This window comes from Thermomonospora sp. CIF 1 (assembly GCF_001896795.1).
GTDB lineage: Bacteria > Actinomycetota > Actinomycetes > Streptosporangiales > Streptosporangiaceae > Thermomonospora > Thermomonospora curvata.
Map to the genome: position 1 here is coordinate 172,103 of NZ_MOYN02000011.1, position 20,123 is coordinate 192,225.

At 72.4% G+C, this 20,123-nt stretch carries 15 protein-coding genes; 14 read left to right on the forward strand and 1 reads right to left on the reverse strand.

What is annotated here, in order from left to right; translation table 11 throughout:
• Positions 1-9 precede the first annotated feature (9 nt).
• The 14 genes from BUE48_RS05420 to typA all read left to right on the forward strand — a co-directional run bounded on the left by BUE48_RS05420 (position 10) and on the right by typA (position 19,428).
• Complete coding sequence (locus tag BUE48_RS05420; RefSeq protein ID WP_012851463.1) at positions 10-1,017, forward strand: alpha/beta hydrolase; 1,008 nt, start codon at positions 10-12, stop codon at positions 1,015-1,017.
• A gap of 58 nt (positions 1,018-1,075) precedes the next feature.
• Positions 1,076-2,167, forward strand: coding sequence for a redox-regulated ATPase YchF (ychF, locus tag BUE48_RS05425; protein WP_012851464.1), 1,092 nt, complete (start codon positions 1,076-1,078; stop codon positions 2,165-2,167).
• Positions 2,168-2,454: 287 nt separating this feature from the next.
• Positions 2,455-3,489: a conjugal transfer protein gene (locus BUE48_RS05430; protein ID WP_286989129.1), complete on the forward strand. Its 1,035-nt coding sequence runs from the start codon at positions 2,455-2,457 to the stop codon at positions 3,487-3,489.
• Between the two features lie 80 nt (positions 3,490-3,569).
• Positions 3,570-3,851, forward strand: coding sequence for a hypothetical protein (locus tag BUE48_RS05435; RefSeq protein WP_012851466.1), 282 nt, complete (start codon positions 3,570-3,572; stop codon positions 3,849-3,851).
• 245 nt (positions 3,852-4,096) lie between these two features.
• The gene (locus BUE48_RS05440) at positions 4,097-7,495 is read left to right on the forward strand and encodes a TcpE family conjugal transfer membrane protein (protein ID WP_286989131.1); all 3,399 of its coding nucleotides are present in this window, start codon (positions 4,097-4,099) and stop codon (positions 7,493-7,495) included.
• A gap of 403 nt (positions 7,496-7,898) precedes the next feature.
• Positions 7,899-10,364 carry an ATP-binding protein gene (locus tag BUE48_RS05445; protein ID WP_012851469.1) on the forward strand — a complete coding sequence of 822 codons (2,466 nt, stop codon included), beginning with the start codon at positions 7,899-7,901 and terminating at the stop codon, positions 10,362-10,364.
• 206 nt (positions 10,365-10,570) lie between these two features.
• Positions 10,571-11,260, forward strand: coding sequence for a hypothetical protein (locus tag BUE48_RS05450; protein WP_286989132.1), 690 nt, complete (start codon positions 10,571-10,573; stop codon positions 11,258-11,260).
• 251 nt (positions 11,261-11,511) lie between these two features.
• Complete coding sequence (locus BUE48_RS05455; RefSeq protein WP_286989167.1) at positions 11,512-12,642, forward strand: TrbL/VirB6 family protein; 1,131 nt, start codon at positions 11,512-11,514, stop codon at positions 12,640-12,642.
• A gap of 108 nt (positions 12,643-12,750) precedes the next feature.
• On the forward strand, positions 12,751-13,254 hold the full coding sequence (locus BUE48_RS05460) for a hypothetical protein (protein ID WP_286989133.1): 504 nt from the start codon (positions 12,751-12,753) through the stop codon (positions 13,252-13,254).
• A gap of 43 nt (positions 13,255-13,297) precedes the next feature.
• Complete coding sequence (locus BUE48_RS05465; RefSeq protein WP_012851472.1) at positions 13,298-14,347, forward strand: C40 family peptidase; 1,050 nt, start codon at positions 13,298-13,300, stop codon at positions 14,345-14,347.
• Positions 14,348-14,392: 45 nt separating this feature from the next.
• Positions 14,393-16,216: a serine/threonine-protein kinase gene (locus tag BUE48_RS05470; RefSeq protein WP_286989134.1), complete on the forward strand. Its 1,824-nt coding sequence runs from the start codon at positions 14,393-14,395 to the stop codon at positions 16,214-16,216.
• A gap of 137 nt (positions 16,217-16,353) precedes the next feature.
• Positions 16,354-16,797 (forward strand): MarR family winged helix-turn-helix transcriptional regulator, encoded by a 444-nt coding sequence (locus BUE48_RS05475; protein ID WP_012851474.1) that lies wholly within the window; start codon positions 16,354-16,356, stop codon positions 16,795-16,797.
• Positions 16,798-16,899: 102 nt separating this feature from the next.
• A complete protein-coding gene (locus BUE48_RS05480) occupies positions 16,900-17,337 on the forward strand; it encodes a (deoxy)nucleoside triphosphate pyrophosphohydrolase (RefSeq protein WP_012851475.1) in 438 nt (145 codons plus the stop codon).
• Positions 17,338-17,574: 237 nt separating this feature from the next.
• Positions 17,575-19,428, forward strand: coding sequence for a translational GTPase TypA (typA, locus tag BUE48_RS05485; RefSeq protein WP_012851476.1), 1,854 nt, complete (start codon positions 17,575-17,577; stop codon positions 19,426-19,428).
• A 140-nt stretch (positions 19,429-19,568) separates the two neighbouring features.
• Here the strand turns inward: typA and BUE48_RS05490 are convergent, their stop codons facing one another.
• Entirely contained in the window at positions 19,569-19,988 is a 420-nt protein-coding gene (locus BUE48_RS05490; protein WP_012851477.1) for a DUF4282 domain-containing protein, read from the reverse strand.
• Positions 19,989-20,123 lie beyond the last annotated feature (135 nt).

Here is a 20,123-nt window from a genome sequence, read left to right on the forward strand (position 1 = left end):
GAGGCCACGATGCCCGCCACCCCCCGGGCTGCTTCGAGCCGGCCCTTCGCGGCCGGGGCCAGGCGCCGCCTCGCCGCGGCGATCGCGCTGGAACCCCAAGACGGCCCCACCCCGCAGGCCCGCATGGCCGGGCGCTTCATCCGCATGTTCGGCAAATCGGCCTGGCAGTACGGGCCGGACGGCGACGCGGGCCTGGTGCGCCTGCAGCGGGCCACCGCCCTGCTGAGCCGGCTGCAGTTCGTCCCGCCGGGCGTGACGATCACCCCGGAGGACATCGGCCGGCCCAGCGGCAGCGAATGGGTCCGGGCGGGCATGCCCGATGAACGCAAGGTGCTGCTGTACCTGCACGGCGGTGGTTATTTCTTCGGCAGCCCGCGGCTTTACCGGCCGTTCAACTGGCGCCTGTCAGCCGCTACGGGACGTCCGGTATTCGCACTCGATTACCGGCTCGCCCCCGAGCACACCCCGGCCGACGCCCTCCAGGACGCCCTGGACGCCTACGACTTCCTCCTCAAACGCGGATATCGCGCCGAGGACGTCGTCGTGGGCGGCGATTCGGCCGGCGGGCACCTGACGCTGGCGCTGCTGCTGGCGCTGAAGAAAGAGGGCCGGCCCCTGCCCAGGGCCGCCATCTGCCTGTCCCCGTGGGCGGACCTGCTGTGCACCGCCGACTCCCACCGGGTCAACCGCCACAGCGACGTCCTCATCCCGGCGGACAAGCTCGCCTGGCTGGGCAGGCGGTTCTGCGCCGGCAAGAAGGAGGACGACCCGCTGTTCTCGCCGGTGCGCGGGGACCTGACGGGCCTGCCGCCGTTGATGCTCATCGCCAGCACCACCGAGATCCTCCGCGACGACTCCCGCGAGGTGGCCCGCCGGGCCCGCGCCGCCGGGGTCGAGGTCGTCCACCAGGAGTGGGCCGGGCAGGCGCACGTGTTCCCGGTGTTCGCCGACTACATCCCCGAGGGCAAGGCGGCCTTCCGGCACATGGCCGAGTTCCTCCGCCGCGTCGAAGGCTGACCGCGGGGCCGGCCGCGGAGTACGGAGGGACGCCCGGCAGCCAATAGACTCGCCTGGCGTGAGCCTGTCCATCGGAATCGTCGGGCTGCCCAACGTCGGCAAGTCCACGCTGTTCAACGCGCTGACCAAGAACGACGTGCTGGCCGCCAACTACCCGTTCGCCACCATCGAGCCGAACGTGGGCGTGGTGGGCGTGCCCGACCCGCGCCTGGAGAAGCTGGCGGAGATCTTCGGCTCGGCCAAGATCGTCCCGGCCACCGTGGAGTTCGTGGACATCGCCGGCATCGTGCGCGGCGCCTACGAGGGGCAGGGGCTGGGCAACAAGTTCCTGGCCAACATTCGCGAGACCAACGCCATCTGCCAGGTCATCCGGGTGTTCCGCGACCCGGATGTGACCCATGTGGACGGCTCGGTGGAGCCGCTGCGCGACATCGAGACCATCAACACCGAGCTGATCCTGGCCGACCTGCAGACCATCGAGAAGGCCCTGCCGCGCCTGGAGAAGGAGGCGCGCACCAAGAAGGACCGCGACGGGCTGGCCCTGGTGGACGCCGTTAAGACCGCCCAGAAGGTGCTGGACGGCGGCACCACCCTGTTCGCCGGGGCCGGTGCGGCCGGCATCGACCTGACACTGCTGCGCGAGCTGCAGCTGCTGACCGCCAAGCCGTTTTTGTACGTGTTCAACCTGGACGAGGACGAGCTGGCCGATCAGGAGCTGCGGGCCCGGATGAGCGAGCTGGTGGCCCCGGCCGAGGCGATCTTCCTGAACGCCAAGATCGAGGCCGAGCTGATCGAGCTGCCCGATGAGGAGGCGCTGGAACTGCTGCAGAGCATGGGCCAGCAGGAGTCGGGCCTGTCCCAGCTGGCGCGAGTGGGGTTCGACACGCTCGGGTTGCAGACCTTCCTGACCGCCGGGCCCAAGGAGGCCCGCGCCTGGACGATCCGCAAGGGCGCCACCGCCCCGGAGGCGGCCGGCGTCATCCACAGCGACTTCCAGCGCGGATTCATCAAGGCCGAGGTCATCTCGTTCGAGGACCTGGTGGAGGCCGGGTCCATGGCCGCCGCCCGCACCGCCGGCAAGGTCCGCATCGAGGGCAAGGACTATGTGATGCGCGACGGCGACGTCGTGGAGTTCCGTTTCAACGTTTGAGCAGGTCAACGGGCCATTCTTACGGCTATGACCTGACTTGGGCGGCAGATAGTCGATTGTGGCCGTCGGGTCATCTTCTCGGCTCCGGCGCCAGGTGGAGCGAGTTGTCCACAGCCGCGCGGCGGGGTGTGCGCCATAGCGTGTCGCTGGAACAATTGACATCCGTGGTTAGGCTGGGCCGGGTTAGGCTGAACGGGCCCTAATGCGGCCTAAGCCGATCCATGACCAGAGGATGACCAGAGCAGGCAGATGACCGCGCCGACGGGGTAGGCGCGAGCGGAGGCGCGATGGCTCGCCGAGCGGTGGCGCGGGAGCGGACCGTGGCACACAGCGGGGAGACGGCCGTCCAGCGGGACGGGGCGACGAGCGGCCCCGGCATCGCCGGTGCCGTGGAGACGACCTCCGGCCTTGCCGACTTTCCGGAGGAGGGCGCAGGGAGGCGGCGCGGCGGCCGCTGGGCCGGCTCCGGCGGCCGCTGGTGGGTCTGGCTGGGCCGGGCGGTGCTGTGGGCGTTGATCATCGTCATCGTGGTCAACGGCGTGCGCGCCCCCATCGAACGGCTCACCGCCGACCCCGCCCCCACACAGGCCCCGTCCAGCCGGTCGCCCGCCTCGCGTTTCCCGACCGCGGCCGCATCGGCGTTCGCGCTGCAGTTCGGGCAGGTCTACCTCAACTACGACCAGGAGAAGCCCGCCGAGCGCGAGCGCCGGCTGCAGGCCTTCCTGCCCGACGGCACGCTGGGCCAGTTCGGCTGGAACGGGGTCGGCACCCAGCAGGTGCAGTCCGTTCAGGTCGCCGGGGTCGAGGTGCGCGACGACAACAACGCGGTCGTCACGCTGCTGGCCCGCGCCGGGGACCGCTGGCTGTCGCTGGCCGTGCCCGTCTACGCCAAGGACGGCGCCATGGTCGTCTCCGCGCGCCCCGCCCTGCTGCCCCCGCCCGCCAAGGCCGCGCTGCCGCAGCGCGGCGTCGGCGAGCGCGACGGCGAACTGGAGGGCGAGCTGCAGACCGTGCTGCTGGGGGCCTTTTTCGAGGCCTACGCCGGCAGCGAGGAGGCCGCGCTGGCCCGCTTCACCGACGGCCCGCCCATCACCGGGTTGGGCAAGTCCGTCACCTTCGTCCGGCTGGCCGAGGTGATCGCCCCCCGCGGCCCGGCCGACCGGCGCACCGTCACGGTCGTCGTCACCTGGCGGATGCCCGGACAGGACGCCGAGGGCGCCGCTGCGGAGTTGGAGTCGGCCTATGAGCTCACGGTGGTGAAGAAGGACGGGACCTGGTACGTCAGAGACATCCGGGGCGTGGGCAGACCCATCGGGCCATAAGGGAAGTGACATGAGCCCATACGCCGACCCCGACCCCCGCAAGCGTTGCAAGCCCGCCGAAGCAGAGAGGTAGTCAGTCGATGCTGCTGCACACCATGGCGTCGATCTCCGACCTGATTCTGGCTTCGCCGGACGAATTGAAGACCGACCAGCTGGCCGACTGGTTGCGTCAGATCTTCGGGCCGTTGTTCCTCGTCATCGTGTCGATCGTGGCGATCTTCTTTCTCTTCACCCGCGAGATCACCCGTTTTGTGCAATTCATCGTCCTGGCGATCGGAATCGGAATCATCTTCTATGTGCCGAACATCATCGAGGTCACGGCCAAAGCGATCGCGGCGGCCCTGGGAGTGAATTTGAGCTGAGCGACGAATGAGCCCTTTTCGACACCCGTCCCACCGGCCCGCCGGAAGGCCGGTTCGCCGCCGGCGCGGCCCGGGCGTCTTCGCGGCCGTCCCGGGCGGTGTCTCAGCCCGGCGCGGAGCCGTGGGCCGGGTGCCGAAGCAGCGGGCGAGGAAGGTCCCATCCGCCGGTCCGGCGGTGACGTCCGGTGCGGATCCATGACGGAGTCGGCACGGCGCTGTGCTCGTCACAGTTAGGGGAGTAGGGCGTGGATCTACCCACGTACACGAACATATGGCGCATCGAGAAGCGGTTGTACAAGCTGTACGACCTGCGCCTGCCGATGCCCCTGCCGCTCGTGCAGATCGGCGTCTTCGTCGGCGTCTTCGTGCCCTGGGTGCTGCTGCTCATGCTCATCGGCGTCCCGCTCAAGACGCCCTGGCACGTGCTCTACCTGGTGCCGCCCGGGGTGCTCACCTGGCTGGCCACCCGTCCCGTCATCGAGGGCAAGCGGCTGACCGAGCTGCTGCTGTCGCAGGCGCGCTACCTGACCGAGCCCCGCACCTGGTGCCGCCTGACCCCCATCCGCGAACCCCGTGAGGTCGTGGTCGTCGCCCGCATCTGGCGGCGCCGCACCGACCCGCCCGTCCCGGCCGCGGCTCCCGCCCGCGCCGCCGTCCGCGCTCACAAGGAACAGCAAAGCAAAGAACACAAGGAACGGGAGCAGACCCCCGCTCCGGCGCGCCGCCGGCACAGCGCCGTGGTCCCGATGGCCGGTCTGGCCGCGGCCGCCCCGCCCGCCGCGCCCTCCGGGCACGCTCCCGCCGTCGGCACCGGGACGCCCGCCCGCCGCGCCGCCAGACCGTGGCGCCCCACCACGCCGCGCAGCATCTCCCACGAATCCGACGTCCCGCCGTCCCGGATTCGGCCGGTCCCTTCCGCGGACCTGGAACGGCCGCCGGCCACTCCCCGGCTGGAGGTCCCCCCGCCGGCCTCCGGCAGGCGGGCCTTGGCCTCCGGGGTCAAACGGCCCGGCGAGGCCGCCGAACTGTGGCCCGCCGTGCCCCCGGCCGGGCCGCAGCCCGCCCGGCCCCAGGGCGTTCCCGGCCGCCCGGCGCCTTCCGCCTCCCCCGCCTCCGGTCCCGGCACGTCATCGGGTGCCCCCGCGCCGGCACGAGCGGGCCTGCCCGCACCGCAGGTCCCGCCGCCACGCCCCGTGCCCGCCGAGGCGCCGCAGGAGCGGCCTTCCCCGCCCGCCCCGCCTCCGGCTCCGGCCGGCCCGCCCACCGCGGCCGGCGAGACCGCACCCGCCGCTGCGCCCTCTGCCGCCCCCGGCACGGCACCGGCTGAGACCTCCCATCCTTCGGCGCAGCCCGCCGCGAGCGGCCCCCTCGCCCGCCGGCCCGAGCCCCCGGCCGCCGCGGATGATGCGTCGGCCGGTCCGCCGGCATCCTCCGCCCGGCACCCCGGCAGCGCCTCCGAGCAGGAGGGCGCCCTCGCCGCCTCGGAGGCCACCGGCGCGGCGGCGGAGGCGCCCCTTCCTCCGCAGGCCTCCGCCGAGCCCTCCGGTCCCGAAGACCGGCAGGAGGCCCCTTCTGCTCCGAAGACCGCCGACGAGGCGCCGGCAGAGCCCTCCCGGGCTCCAACAGACCCTGCCGCGGCCGAGGCCGCCACCGAACCGACACCGGACGCAGGCCCGCAGGACGAACCCGCGGCGACGGAGGCCCCGGACGCCGCCGAAACACCGGCCGAGGCCGCCGCAGGCGACTCGCAGGCGGCTCCCGCCGCGGGCGAGCCGCAGCGGGAGACCGCGGCGCGCGAACCCGCCGAAGACGACCAAGCAGGGGAGACGGCCGCGGCGGACGGCGCTCCTCGCACGCGGCCGGACATCCCCCGGCAGGTCCCGGGCACCACCGTGCCCGACATCCCTCAGGTGCCCCGGGCGTTCGGCGCCGCCCGCACCGATCGGGAAGACGGCCGGCAGGCCACGGCCGCCGAGCCGCAGCCCGCCGCCGAGGCCGCCTCCGCCCAGAACCGGCCGCCCACCGAGCCGCAGGCCGGTGAGCAGGACCGTCCCCAGATGCCGACCCGGCCCTGGCGGGACGGGCTGTCCCGGCCGCTGCGCCCGGCGAGAACGGACGTGCTGGTGTGGCCGCCGGTGCCGGTCGCCGGAGCCCACCCGAAGGGGAACACCGGCGCCCCCGCAGACGGCGGACGGCCGGCTCGGGAATCCGGGCCCGCCGGACCTCCTTCGCAGGCTCCCGGAACCGCCGCCGCTCACGGCGGCGTGCCCGCCGCGCCGCCCGGCGGACTGCCGCCGGCCGCGCCGCCGCCCCACGGCCAGACCCCCGCCGGTCCGCCGCGCACCGTCGATCAGCCGCCGCCCGGCCCCGCGGTGGGACACCCGCCCGCCGACCGGCGCGCCACGGGGCCGCAGCCGGCGATCCGGGCGCCCTGGCCGCCCGCCGCGGCCGGGGGACAGCCCGCGCAGGGCCGTCCCGCCCCCGGCCCGTTCCCCCAGCCGCAGGGCCATGCCCCCGGCCGGCCCGCGGGCGCGCCGCCGGCGGGCCGACCCGCCCAGGGGACGCCGTTCACCCCGCCGCCGGACCAGCGGGTCGCGGGCGCAGAGCACGCGGCACAGCCGTCTCCGCCGCCGGCCCCGGCCCGGCAGGTGCGCTCGGGCCCGGCTTCGCCGGTGCGGCCGCGTCCGCTCCCGCCGCCCCCGTCGCCGCCCCCGCCCAGCGGCCCGGCGATCACCCCGCCCGGCCCCGAGCAGGAGAGCACCTCCGGCGGCGGGCTGCGCCGGCTCATCGCGGCGGTCAGCGGCGGGCACAGCCACCTCGACGAGGAGTACCAGGAACGGCTGCAGCGCCCCTTCCAGGGCACCCGCCGCATCGTGGTGCTGGGCTGCACCGGCGGGGCCGGGCAGACCGTCACCGCCCTGATGCTGGGGCACACCTTCGCCCAGTACTGCGGCGAACCGGTGGTGGCGATCGACATCAACCCCGGCCCCGGGGCGCTGGCCCGGCGCACCCGCAGCGACACCCACGAGACCCTCACCAGCCTGATCACCCGGGCCGACCAGGTCACCACGCTGACCGCCATGCGCCGCTACACCTCGCAGGCCAAGTCCGGCCTGGACGTCATCGCCGCGGGCAAGAACCCGCTGCAGGCGCTGGACGACCGCGACTATGCGCTGGCGATCCGGACCATCGACAAGTTCTACTCGATCACGCTGCTGGACGCGGCGGCGGCGGTGGTGGCGCGGGTGCTGCCGCACGCCGACCAGATCGTGCTGGTCGCCCCGGCCAGCGCGGACGCGCCGCGGGCGGTGGCGATGACCTTCGAGTGGCTGGACGGGCACGGCTATGACGAGCTGCGCTCCCGCGCGGTGACCGTGATCAACGGGGTCAGCCGGCGCAGCATGGCCGACGTCGAGCAGGCCGAGGCGGTCGCCCGGGGGCGTTGCCGGGCCCTGGTGCGCATTCCGTGGGACGATCACCTCAGCATGGACCGAGCCCCCCGCAACGAACTCAAGTCGCTGCGCTCTCCCACGCGCCGCGCCTACCTGGCGCTGGCCGGTGTCATCGCGGGCGGCTTCTCCGAACTGCCCGAGCGCTACGTGCGGCACGAGGACGCGGAGCGGCAGCAGGAGGGCACCGTATGAGCGCCGCCGCCCTCCGGCCCCGCACCCCCGCCTGCGGACGGCCGCCGCAAGGCCGGGGATGCGGTGCGTCGCTGCGATATGAACGCAACGTGCACCGGATGCGCCGCCGATCCGGGATGATCGAGGACGCCGCCCGCCGCGCCGCGCCCGCGCCGGGCGCAAGGGAAGATGTGAGTTCCGTGCAGGGCCGGGCGGATGTGGCCTCTGGGGGAGATGGCGCCGGAAAGAAGGCGGGGGACCCTGTGAGCAGACCACACGCCGAGGGCGCTGCAGGAGCGGGTGCCGTCGTGCGCCGTGAGGAGGACGGGACGGCCGCCGAAGGAGCGGCGCCGCACCGCCGCCGTCCCGCCGGCGGCGGGCGCGCGCGCACGGACGGACGCGACAGGCGAGCGGAGCGGATGAGATGAGCAGGAGCAGGGCGCGTTCCAGCCGCCTGGCGGTGCGGTACTTCGACGACCGCATCCTGCTGACCGACCAGGCGGCCTGGGCGTACTTCCGGTTGCCGACGGTGTCGTATGAGTTCACCACCGCCGAGGAGCGCGAGGCGCTGGCCACCAACATCACCATCGCGCTGGCCGGTATCCGGATGCAGGACGCCGAAGTGCACCTGCGCATCGCGCACCGTCTCTACCCGGCCGCCGAGTGGGCGCGCAGCCTGGACCGCACCTCCGACGGCGGCCCCGGCTGGCGCGAGTACCTGGAAGAGATGTACGCCCACGTCTGGAGCCAGGAGTTCTGGACCAAGGAGGTCTACCTCGGCGTCCGGCTGGGGCCGCGCGGCATGGGCGCTCAGCTGTCCGGCGGGGTGCTGTCCCAGCTGCTGGGCTTCTACAAGCGCAGCGAACAGGTGCTGGGCATCGAGGACGACGCGATCGACGCCAAGGAGATCGCCCGCTGGACCGAGCAGGCCGAACGGATAGGCCGGGCCCTGGGCAGCTCGGCCCTGTACGCCCGCCACGCCACCTCGACGGAGGTGGCGTGGCTGTTCCAGCACGCGGTTTCCGGGTCGCTGCAGGACCCGCCGCCGTCGGCGGTGCCGCGCCGCACCTGGGGCGCCGGAGAGATCGAGGCGCTGGTGGAGGGAGCGATCCACAACGGGCGCTCCTACCTGCGCATGGAGCAGCCGGGCACCAACGGCGCCGGAGGGGCGGTCAACTCCTCCTACGTGGCCTACCTCAGCTTCGCGCGCTTCCCCGACCTGATGCCCTTCCCCGACGGCGAGCCGTGGATGCACTACGCCGACGCGCTGCCGTTCCCGGTGGAGATCAGCTCCCGGATGAAACTGATCTCCCCGGCCAAGGCCTCCAAGGACGTCTCCCGCAAGCTGGCCCACGCCCGCGACATGGACCAGCACATCCGGGAGGCCGGCGCGGAGGCGCCGCTGGCGCTGGCCGAGCAGATCGACGCCGCCCGGATGCTGGAGCACGGCATCACCAAGGAGCGGCTGCCGTTCGTCTACGGCTGGCACCGGCTGATCGTGACCGCCCCGACCGAGGAGCTGCTGGCCCAGCGGGTGGACGCGGTGGTCGAGCACTACCGCGACATCGGCATCGACGTGGTCAACTCCACCGGCGACCAGTTCTCGCTGTTTTTGGAGTCGCTGCCGGGCGACCGGATCCGGGTGGGCGCCTACGCCCAGCGGCAGCCGCTGCGCACCATCGCCGGCGGCATGCCCACCGCCACCGTGGACCTGGGCGACCGGCGGGACGAGAACGGAGGCGGCTGGATCGGCCCCTACATCGGGCAGACCCTGGGCCGGGCCCGCTCCATCGTGCACTTCGACCCGCTGGTGGCGGCGGCCCGCAACCGTCCCACCGCGGTCGCCATCACCGGCGAGCCCGGCGGCGGCAAGACCACACTGGCGCTGCTGCTGATCTACCAGATGGCGCTGCGGGGGGTGACGATCGCCGCCATCGACCCCAAGGGCGACGCCGAGTCCCTGGTGGAGCTGCTGCGGGCCCGGGGCCGCAAGGCCCGGGTGCTGCCGCTGGGCTCGGCCGCGCCCGGCCTGCTGGACCCGTTCTCCTTCGACGACGACCTGGCCGCCAAGAAGACGATGGCCACCGAGACGCTGCGGCTGCTGCTGCCGCGCATGTCGGAGGAGCGCGAGTCGGCGATGATCCAGGCGGTCGGCGCGGTGGCCAACGGCGAGCGGCCCTCCCTGGGCAAGGTGGTGGAGTACCTGGAGAACGCCGACGACCCGGCCTCCAAGAACCTGGGCGCGGTGCTGCGGTCGATGTCGGAGATGCGGCTGGCCCGGCTGTGCTTCGACCCCTCCGGCGGCGAGCGCATCGACACCGCCGGCTGGACGACCGTGTTCACCTTGGGCGGGCTGACGCTGCCGGACGTGGCGATCTCCCGCGACGACTACTCCTATGAGCAGCGGCTGTCGGTCGCGCTGATGTACCTGGTCTCCCAGTTCGCCCGGCGGCTGATGCACGGCCTGGACCGCCGGCTGCCCAAGGCGATCTTCCTGGACGAGGCGTGGGCCATCACCTCCACCCCCGAGGGCGCCAAGCTGGTGCCGGAGGTGTCGCGGATGGGACGGTCCCGCAACACCGCGCTGATCCTGGTCTCCCAGAACGCCGGAGACCTGCTGAACGAACAGGTCACCAACTGCCTGTCGTCGGTGTTCTCCTTCCGCTCCTCCGAGCGGCAGGAGGTCGGCAACGTGATGTCGCTGCTGGGCGTGGAGCCCTCCGAGGAGCACAAGGCCGTACTGCGCAACCTGGGCAACGGCGAGTGCATCTTCCGCGATCTGGACGGCCGGGCCGGCCGGATCGGGGTGGACCTGGTCTCGGAGGAGCTGCTGGCCTGGCTGGACACCAACCCCACCCGGGTCCGCCCGACGTCCCCCCTGAAGAGCTAGGAGGTCTGCCCATGAACGGGTCGTGGCGGAGCCGCGTTCGGCCGGCGGGCGCGTTCGGCCGCCTGCGGCCGCCGGCCGGGACGCGCCTGCCGCGAGGCGCTCGGCTGCAGCGGTCGCCGGCCGAGGGCGTCATCTCGCCCGGACGCGGGCGCCGCTTCCTCCCCGCCCGCCGGAGCCGCCGGGGCGCGGTGCTGTTGACGGTCCTGATGCTGCTCGTCTTGGGCCCGATCGTCCCGGCCGCGGCCGGCCCCTTCGGCAGCGACCCCTGCCGTCCGGCCGACAATCCCGCGCCGGAGATGTACGGGGCGGGATATGAGGGTCTGATCAAACCCCCGAGCTATCCGAGCGAGGAGCTCAAACGGACCCCTCCAGAGCAGCTGACGTACTACGACCGGTACGGCACCGCCGGCCAGTTCTGGTACGCGGTGGACATGGGCTGCTCCGACGCCATGGACATGATGGGCAACGCCCTGGCCAACACCACCTTCACGCTGGCCCGGGTGATAGATCGCACGACCATCACCGTCTACCAGGCGGCGGCCTCCGAGTCGCTGCTGGGGTGGCTCAAGAGCACCGTCGACGACGTGATCAGCGGGATGGGCAAGACCTTCAACGCCCGCTACTGGTCGTGGGTGGTGATCCTGGGCGCCATCTGGCGAGGGCACCATCTGGATGGTCGCCGCCATGGTCGCGCTGATCGGCCCGCCCCGCCGACTTCACCACGCTGGGGACCAAGGTGTCGGAGGCCACCAGCGCCGCCTTCAACGCGGCACTGCCGCAGGCCGACAACAAGGGCACGACCTGCATCCCCTCGCCCACCGGCAAGAACCCGCTGGACTCGCCGGATGTCGATGCCACCACCCTGTGGATCGCGCTGGTCTGCAAGCCCTGGCTGATGGGTGAGTTCGGCACCGCCGACCCCAACGCCAAGATCGTCAAGGACAACGCCGACAAACTGTTGTGGGCCCAGGCGGTCGACCTGTCAGAGGCGCATGGCCAGCGGGACCTCGACATGAGCAAGAAGGCCGACGCCTACAAGGAGGTCGCGAAGAACATCAAGGAGGAGCACCCCGGCGTCTACCCGATCTTCCAAGGCAAGAACTGGACCAACCGGCTGGCGGTGGCCTTCGGTGCGCTGTTCGCCGCCATGGTCGCCGGTCTGCTGGTAATGGTCATCGCGGTCGCACTGATCGTGGTGAAGATCGCCTTCTTGCTGCTACTGGTGGCCGGGCCGATCTTCCTGGGCATCGGCATCCATCCGGGGGTCGGCCGGGTGATCGCGATCCGCTGGCTGGAACTGCTGCTGTCCATGCTGCTCAAGCAGGCCGCGCTGATCGGGGTGCTGGCGCTGCTGCTGTGGACCTACGGCCTCATCCTGAGCGAGGGACTGCCCTGGGGCCTGCAGATCCTGCTCATTTCCTTGGTCACCTTCGCGGCGTTCATCTACCGCAAGCCGTTCCAGCACCTGTTCTCGGCGGTCGGCTACTCGGCGGTGGGCGCCCGTGAAAAGGGCGAGATCCACCTGGACAAGTCGATCGCCGAAGCCCGCAAGAGCACGGTGGCCGCCGCCACCGCGGTGGTGCCCGGGGCCGCCGGATACCGCCTGGCGCGCTGGGCGCGGCGGGAACCGTTGGAGGCCGCCGCAGCCGGGGAGACCGGCGCCGAGCGGCGGGCGGGCCTGGCCACCGCCGAGGCCGGGGAGACCGCCGGGGCGGTCGCCGGCCGGGGCCGCAGCGGCGTGGCGGCGGGGGCCGGACGCGGCCGTGCGGAGGCTCCGCCGCTCAACCTGCCCTCCCGGAGCAAGTCCGCCGGTGACGGGCGCTCCGGCGGCCTGACGGCCGGCGGGAACGGCTCGGATGAGGCGGTCGGCGGCGGGACGGTCAAACCCACCTCCTGGACGGCCGGCCGGGGCGGCCGGGGCTCCGGCGGCGGGACGAGCGGCGGCGGCGCTTCGTCCGACGGCTCCTCGGGCGGTGGCATCCGCCTCACCCGGCCCTCCTCCGGCGGGGGCGGCTCGTCCGGCGGCGGCTCGGCCGCAGGAGGCGGGAGCAACGGGGCCGGTCGCGGCGGGGGACTGTTCGGAGGGTCCTCCGGCGGGGAGCGGCCCAAGAGCCCGGCGGCCGGAGTGCCCCGGCCGCGGAGCGGAGGCGACGGGGCCGGGCAGAGCACCGCCCGCAAACCTCCGCCGCCGCTGTGGGGAGGCCGGCCCCGCGACGAGGGCCCGCCGATGCCGTTCTGGCTCCGTCCGGTCGAAGGCGCAAGTGAACGAGAGGACTGATGGAGCTCACCGATCGCCGGCGCAAGCGGCCCCGGCGACGAGGCCGACTCCGCGCAGCCGCGGGCCGCCGGCAGCCCGGCGGCCCCGGCCGGCCCGGCGGCGCCGTCGGTGCCGCCTCCGGGCATCGACGACGCCGTCACGGCCGACAACTTCGACATCTACCGGCTGCTGCCCTTCCCCAAGCGGGACTTCGCCGCCGCGGCCGCGCTGGCCCAGCGGTTCACCGCCGCCTACGGCACCTACCGCTATGACGAGGACCCGCAGGCCTACATCGACCGGCTCGCCCCCATGGTGACCGAGGAGCTGCGGATCCAGCTGGCCCGGAGCGCGTCCGCGCCGGGGCTGATCGAAGAACGCCGGGCCGAGCAGGTCGTCGCGCACAGCACCGCCACGCTCGACAGCGTCTACGACATCCAGGCCAATTCCCTGATCTTCCTGGTCACCGGCAACCAGGAGATCACCAGGTCCGGCTCGACCACCCGGGAGAGCAAGCAGTTCGCCGTGACGATCGCCCGGGACGGCTCGGCCCTGCGGGTGTATGCGTTCGAACCGGCCGGCGCCGACCAGGGCCAGGCCGGCGACACGGGCGCTCCGGACGACGAGGGCGATTGACCGGGCGCGCCCTGGGGCGATCCGGTGGAGGTGAGTGGAACGGATGAGACGGGGTCTGCTGTTCCTCGGGGCCGCCGTCGCGGCCGGCGCGCTCTTTGCGGCCCTGATCGTCTTGCCCGTGTTCATGGGAGCCGGGCAGCTGCTGTACGGCGGAGGGTCAGGGGGGTTTTGCGTCGACACCAGCCAGGCGAGCCGGCAGCCGGAGGAGACCTCCGACGCCAAGGCGATCCCCGCCGACTACCTGAAGCTGTACAAGAAGGCGGGCAAGGACTACGGGCTGCCGTGGAACGTCCTGGCAGGAATCGGGAAGGTGGAGACCGACCACGGAAGGTCGACGCTGCCCGGTGTCTCTTCCGGGGAGAACTACGCCGGGGCCGGCGGGCCGATGCAGTTCCTGGAGTCGACCTTCAAGGCGTTCGCCGTGGACGGCAACAAGGACGGCAAGAAGAGCCGCTATGACCCCGCGGACGCCATCCCCTCGGCGGCGCGCTACCTCAAGCACAACGGCGCCCCCGAGCGGATGCGCACCGCGCTGTACATGTACAACCACTCCTGGGACTACGTGGACCTGGTGCTGTCGTGGTCCAAGCGCTATGGCGGCGGCGACTTCACCATCGTGCAGGCGAACGGCCCCAAGTGCTCCGACACCGAGAACCTGCCCGACGACGTCGATGAGATAGTGCAGCGCATCATCGACTTCGCCCTGGCCCAGCGCGGCAAGCGGTACGTCTTCGGCGCCAACGGCCCGGACGCCTGGGACTGCTCCAGCCTGGTGGAGGGCGCCTACAAGTCGGTCGGGCTGACCATCCCGCCCTCCACCTGGACCCAGTGGCCGTTCGGGGTGCGGATCCCCAAGGGCTCCGAACGTCCCGGCGACCTGGTGTTCTTCAACTCCGGTCCCGGCACCTCCTGGGACCGGCCCGGCCATGTGGGGCTGGTCATCGGCAACGGCAAGATGATCGCCGCCCGCTGCGCCACCTGCGTGCCCAACATCGGGGTGCAAAGCTACAAGCGCTCCGACTGGGTGGGGGTGACCCGCCCGCTGGCCAATCCGCAGGTACAGGAGCAGCTGAAGAAGCTCCAGGCGAGGTGACCGGGCGCCACGGCGGCCGTGGTGCAGGCCTCCTGAACGGAGACCATGGGCGATTGGCGAATCGACGGTTTCACCGAGATACGCGAGCTCGGCAGGGGCGCGCAGGGCCGGGTGGTGCTGGCCCGGCACGAACGGTCGGGCACTCCCGTGGCCATCAAGTACTTGGGCGCGGGTGCGGACCGGTCGGCCCGCGAGGCCTTCCGGCGGGAGGCCCGGTTGCTGGGACGGGTCGATGACCCGCATGTGGCCCGGCTGTACCGGCTGGTCGAGAAGGCCGAGGGCATGGCCCTGGTGATGGAGGCGGTCAACGGCGTCTCCCTGCAACGGATCCTGCAGGAGTACCAGAGGCTGGAGCCGGAGGCCGCGCTGGCGGTGCTGAGCGGGTCGCTGCACGGGCTGGCCGCCGCGCACGCCGTCGGAGTGGTGCACCGCGACTACAAGCCCGCCAATGTCGTGGTCCCGGCCGACGGCAACAGCAAGCTGGTCGACTTCGGCGTCGCCGCCCTGGCCGGCGAGGGCACCAGGGGCGGCACGCCCCTGTACATGGCGCCGGAGCAGTGGCGGGGCGGCCCGGCGAGCCCGGCCACCGACGTGTACGCCGCGACCTGTGTGTTCTACGAATGCGTCACCGGTCGCCGCCCGTTCAGTGCGGGCAGTTCGGCGGAGCTGGCCGCGCTGCACCTGAACGCGCCGGTGCCGGTGGCGGACCTTCCCGAGCCGCTGCGGCCGCTGGTCGAACGCGGCATGGCCAAGGACCCCGCCGACCGCCCGGCCGGTGCGGCCGCTTTCGCCGCCGAACTCCAGGAGGCCGCACGGGCCGCTTACGGCGATGACTGGCTGGAGCGGGGCGTGCGACGCCTGGCCGGGGCCGCCGCCGGGCTGGCCGCGCTCTTCCCGCTGGCCGCGCTGGCCCTCCCCTCGGGCGCGGCCGGGACGGCGGGCGCCGCGGTCGGTGCCGCCGGGGGCGCCGGCGCGGCGGGTTCTGTGTCCGCCGGGGCGAGCGCGGCGGGCCAGGGGCTGCTCGCCGCCGTCGGGACCAAGGCGGCCGCCGGCGCCGTGGCCGCCGTCGTGGCCGGCGGCGTGGTCACCGGGGCGGCGATCTATGCCGGGACGAGCGAACGCCGGGCCGATGCACCGGTAAGGCTCCAGGTGACGGTGACCACGGCCGCGCTGAACCGGACGCTCTCTTTGAGCGAGGGCCGTCTGGAGCTCAGGAACGGGCAGTACCCGCAGATCAGCGGGCACCGGGACGCGCAGACGCAGCGCCGTGTCAACGAGCTGCTGCGCGCCCCGGTGGAAGACCAGCTGGCCTTCATGCGCGAGGCCATCGAGTCGAACATGAGGAACACGCCGGGATGCAACTCCCGGAACTCGCAGCTGACATCGCGCTTCAGCTTCGGGGTGCGAGGCCCGGCGCTGCTGTCGGGACGGTACCGCTTCGAACACCGGACCGATTGCTACCAAGGCGGTGAGCTGGCCGTCACCGTCACTGTGGACCTGCGGACCGGGCGCAGGCTGCAACCCGCCGACATCCTGCGCCCGGAGATCCTGAACACCCCGGCCGGACAGCGGCGGATCAACCAGCGGATCGACCGCTACTGGCGGAACCGGGATCCGCTGAACCCACCCCTGCCGATCACCTTCTCCCCCTACCGCCCGCCCAAGTTCGGCGTCCCCGAGCAGTCGGTCGACGATGGGGGGCAGCTGACCCTCGGCGTCGGGCATCTGGAGATCGTCTGGGGGTGGACCAGCGGCGGCTCCACCATCGCAGGCCCGGTGCGCATCCCCTACCACGATGCGGCGGACCTGCTCAGGCCCGAGATCCTCGCCGCCGTGACGGGTTCTTCCGCCTCGCCCTCACCGTCGTGACCTTCCCTCCGTACCTCCTGGTGGGCAGTCCTTGCCGGCGGCTGCCGCGCGCCGGGATGGGCCGGTCGGCCGATTCCCGCGCACCGGGGCGGGCAGGCTGCCTGAACAGGCCGCAAGGCAGAAGGCGGAGGGCGACAGTGGGTGCACGGATTCACGGTGGCACGGGGATCGGCCCGGGGTTTCTGCTGTGGCGGGCCGCCTTGCGCTGGCAGCGCGAGGTCACCTCGGCGCTCAGGCCCTTGGGCCTGACCCATGTGCAGTTCGTCCTGCTGGAGGGCCTGTGGCGGTTCGACGCCCAGGGGCGCTGCCCCAGCCAGCGGGAACTGGCCGACCGGGCCGGCACCGACGTGATGATGACCAGCCAGGTGGTGCGGGTGCTGGAGGGCAAAGGGCTGCTGCGGCGCGCGGTGGACCCCAGCGACGCCCGCAAACGGGTGCTGACCATCACCGACGAGGGACGCGGGCTGGCCGAGCGCGCGATCGAGGTCGTCCGCGGCACCGACGACGCCTATTTCGCCGGCGTCCCGGACCGCGCCGCGCTGCTGGTGGCGCTGACCCGGCTGGCCTTTCCCGGGCATTGACCGTTCCGGCCGCGGCTCCGATGACCCCCTCGCCGAGATCGAAGGGAGCCCTGACGGGGCGGGGCGTCGATTCATGCGAGACGGCGACGGTCCGGTCGCGCGATGATGGGCACGCGTCCGCGATCGGCGCGGGCCGGGCGAAGCGGGGTGGTTCTCATCGTCGTCGTGGTCGGGGCAGCGATCATCCGGGCGGGCCGGCTGCTGGCCGCCCAGCGGGCCGAGCCGGCGCACCTGGCGGGCGGCTGGGAACTGCCGGGCGGCAAGGTCGACGCGGGAGAGTCGGAGACCGATGCGCTGATCCGCGAGTGCTATGAGGAGCTGGGCGTCAAAGTCCGGCCGGGCGCGCGGATCGGCGGCGACTGGCCGCTGGGCGGCGGGGACGATGTGCTGCGGGTGTGGACCGCCGAGATCGTCGAGGGGGAGCCGCGGGCCCTGGAGCACCTGGCGCTGCGCTGGCTCGGCCCGTCGGAGCTTTACGAGGTCTCCTGGCTGCCGGGGGACCTGCCCGTCATCGATCTTCTGCACGACCACCTGCGCTGACGGCGCACCGCCGGGGAGGCCACCCCATGGCGCCACGGCTGTGAATCCTCGCCGGAATACGCGGTGGACGGCCGGGTGTTGGCCTTCTGGCGGACAGAGGCGGGCACGGGGCGGGGTCGTCCCGCACTCATCCCCTTCGTGCTTTCCGCGGTGGGAGCCGTCTGTGACGGCCCGTAGAATCGAGCCTGCCGCGCCCGTCTGCGGCGGCTCCGACACCCAGATCCGAGGCGAGAACGCATGCCCCTTTCCACCCGCGACGACCTTCGCAACGTCGCGATCGTTGCTCATGTCGATCACGGCAAGACCACCTTGGTCGACGCGATGCTCTGGCAGTCCGGGGCCTTCCGCGACAACCAGGACGTGGACGAGCGCGTCCTGGACTCCGATGACCTGGAGCGGGAGAAGGGCATCACGATCCTGGCCAAGAACACCGCCATCCGCCGGAACGGGATGACGATCAACATCATCGACACTCCCGGCCACGCCGACTTCGGCGGCGAGGTGGAACGCGGGCTGTCCATGGTGGACGGGGTGGTGCTGCTGGTGGACGCCAGCGAGGGGCCGCTGCCGCAGACCCGCTTCGTGCTGCGCAAGGCGCTGGCCGCCGACCTGCCGGTGATCTGCGTGATCAACAAGACCGACCGGCCGGACGCGCGGATCGACGAGGTGGTCGATGAGGTCTATGAGCTGTTCATGGACCTGGAGGCCACCGAGGAGCAGATCGACTTCCCGATCGTGTACGCCTCCGGGCGGGCCGGGCGGGCCTCGTTGAACAAGCCCGGCAACGGCGAGCTGCCCGACAACCCCGACCTGGAGCCGCTGTTCCAGACGATCCTGGAGACCATCCCGGCGCCCACCTACGACCCCGACATGCCGCTGCGGGCCCATGTCACCAACCTGGACGCCTCCAGCTACCTGGGCCGGATCGCGCTGTGCCGGATCCACTCGGGCACCCTGAAGAAGGGCCAGCAGGTCGCCTGGTGCCGCCGGGACGGCGGCATCGAGAAGGTCAAGATCACCGAGCTGCTGATGACCGAGGCGCTGGAGCGCAAGCCCGCCGACGAGGCCGGCCCCGGCGACATCGTGGCCATCGCCGGCATCCCGGACATCATGATCGGGGAGACGCTGGCCGACCCCGACGACCCCCGCCCGCTGCCGCTGATCACCGTGGACGAGCCGGCCATCTCGATGGTGATCGGCACCAACACCAGCCCGATGGTGGGCCGGGAGAAGGGCACCAAGGTCACCGCCCGCCTGGTCAAGGAGCGGCTGGAACGCGAACTGGTGGGCAACGTCTCGATCCGGGTGCTGCCCACCGGGCGGCCGGACGCCTGGGAGGTGCAGGGCCGCGGCGAGCTGGCGCTGGCGGTGCTGGTGGAGAACATGCGCCGGGAGGGCTATGAGCTGACCGTCGGCAAGCCCCAGGTGGTCACCCGCGAGATCGACGGCAGGAAGTGCGAGCCGGTCGAGCGGCTGACCGTGGACGTCCCCGAAGAGTACCTGGGCGCGGTCACCCAGCTGCTGGCGGTCCGCAAGGGCCGCATGGAGCAGATGACCAACCACGGCACCGGCTGGGTGCGGATGGAGTTCCTGGTCCCGGCCCGCGGCCTCATCGGGTTCCGCACCGAGTTCCTGACCGAGACCCGCGGCACCGGCATCGCCCACCACGTGTTCGAAGGCTATGAGCCGTGGTTCGGCGAGCTGCGCACCCGGCCGTCCGGTTCGCTGGTGGCCGACCGGGCCGGGGTCGCCACCGCGTTCGCCCTGCTGAACCTGCAGGACCGCGGCACCTTCTTCGTCGGCCCGGGCACCGAGGTGTATGAGGGCATGGTCGTCGGGGAGAACTCCCGCGCCGACGACATGGACGTCAACATCACCAAGGAGAAGAAGCTCACCAACATGCGCTCTTCCACCGGGGAGGAGCTGGAGCGACTGACCCCGCCGCGGGTGCTGTCGCTGGAGGAGGCGCTGGAGTTCATCCGCGAGGACGAGTGCGTGGAGGTGACCCCCGGCGCGATCCGCATCCGCAAGGCGGTGCTGGACGCCAAGGAGCGCGAGCGCATCCGCGCCCGGGCCAAGCGCTCGGGCTGACCCCACCCGCGGGGCCGGTGAACGGCGAAACCCGCTCCACGCCGAGCGTGGAGCGGGTTTTTCCGTTCCTCCGGGCCGCACCGCCCGAGACTGCGAAGTCTTCCGCCGTCACCGGCCGCCTGCGGCGGGACGCCGCAGGGCTACTGCAGGGTGCGGCTGTCGCGGATGTCCTTGAGATCCTCGCTGATCTTGAACATGACGATCAGCATCTCCAGGTAGACCCTGGCGACCATGACCGAGAAGAACCAGATGACCGGCGAGAGGATGATCAGGAACAGCCCGCCGACCGCGGCGCCGCTGCTGCCGTCGGCCATCATGGCGAAGCCGCTGACCACCCAGAAGACGGAGGCCACCGAGGTCAGGACCAGGATCAGCACGTAAAGGAACTTGATCAGCTTCGGCGCCACGAAGTTGTCGAAGCTGAAGTCGAACAGCGATCCGAAGAAGCCCTTGTCGTTGTCGTAGCGAGGGCCTGCCGGCGGCTGGTATCCGGCGGGCTGGGGGTAGGGCTGCTGGGGCTGCCAGCCGCCGGGCTGTCCCGGTCCGTAGGGGGTACCCATTCAGTGAACTCCTGACTGCTCCTGGTCGATCCGTGTGATCCAGATCATGTGTGCGGGGGCGGGCGACGCACGACCATACCGGATCCACACCTCGATATTCCGTTGTGAAGACGAATGCTGACCGGAATGTTGGCC